This window comes from Pseudoalteromonas sp. Isolate6, assembly GCF_022398435.1.
Classification (GTDB): domain Bacteria; phylum Pseudomonadota; class Gammaproteobacteria; order Enterobacterales; family Alteromonadaceae; genus Pseudoalteromonas; species Pseudoalteromonas galatheae.
The window spans coordinates 1-960 of record NZ_JAKEVK010000392.1; the positions used below are offsets into that span (position 1 = coordinate 1).

The 960-nt window shown below is 36.6% G+C and carries 1 protein-coding gene; it reads right to left on the minus strand.

The genetic code is table 11. The features are described 5' to 3' along the window. Positions 1 to 960 (minus strand): hypothetical protein (locus L1D50_RS23085; RefSeq protein WP_239966944.1); only part of this gene is annotated, 960 nt, incomplete at both ends.

Consider the following 960-nt stretch of genomic DNA (forward strand, 5'->3'; position numbering starts at 1 on the left):
CCTCTGAAACGCCCTCTATTTGATTAATACCATTTGAAAAGTAATCTGCATCTAACTCTCTTTCGCTATCACGTTCATAATAGGTAGTGAGCTTACCTTCTTTATCCGTAATTAGCATGAAATTGTCTACTAGGTTTACATCTTTAACAGAAGGTAATGTCTGTGGATTATTTTGTGTAATAAGTAAAGCCGAACCGTCCTCTTTAACAACTACGCCATTAGAATGATCAGAAGGAACACTATACGCTATGTTATCAAAAGAAAACTCTGGGAACTGTTCAGGTAAGTATTCGCTCCAATAGCTATCTAAATAATGAATATTACCTTCAACATCCAACAGAACATACATCCAACTAATTTTAAGTAAGTCTTTTACCTTAATCTCAGTGTTTAGACTCGAAACATGGTAGGTTAAACCAGAACCTCTGATTGAAAAGCTACCATCTTTTTTTATCGCAAGAATAGCTTTTGAACCTAACGGACTGATAATACGGGCTACATTTTGTAAATCTCCAAAACCTGTAGCATATTCTCCATTTTCTAGTGTAGATAAAAACGGCTCATTACTACATGTCCAAATTTCTACATTATCTTGTTCATCAAATATTGCGACAGCATCGTACCCACCACCGCCAGCATAGCTAACAGCTTGAATCTTACTTACACCCGTTTTTTCTACTCGCTTATAACTATGTTGGTGCGAGCCTTTTTTATCCCACCAAAATCCGTCGATAACAAGAAGTCCAGAGTTGTAAAGCACTGCTGAAGTATTTGCAGAGCTGCTACAGTCATAAAGTGAATGCAAAACTTGTTTTACATCGTTAAGCTCTGTTTGGGATAATTGGGCTTTACTGTATTCAAAATTACCTGAATCATCGAGAGTGTTATCCCAAGTAATAATTTTTCCATCACTTGTTAAAACGTGCTCACCGTAGAAATCTAGCCAGTAACTTTTCACGT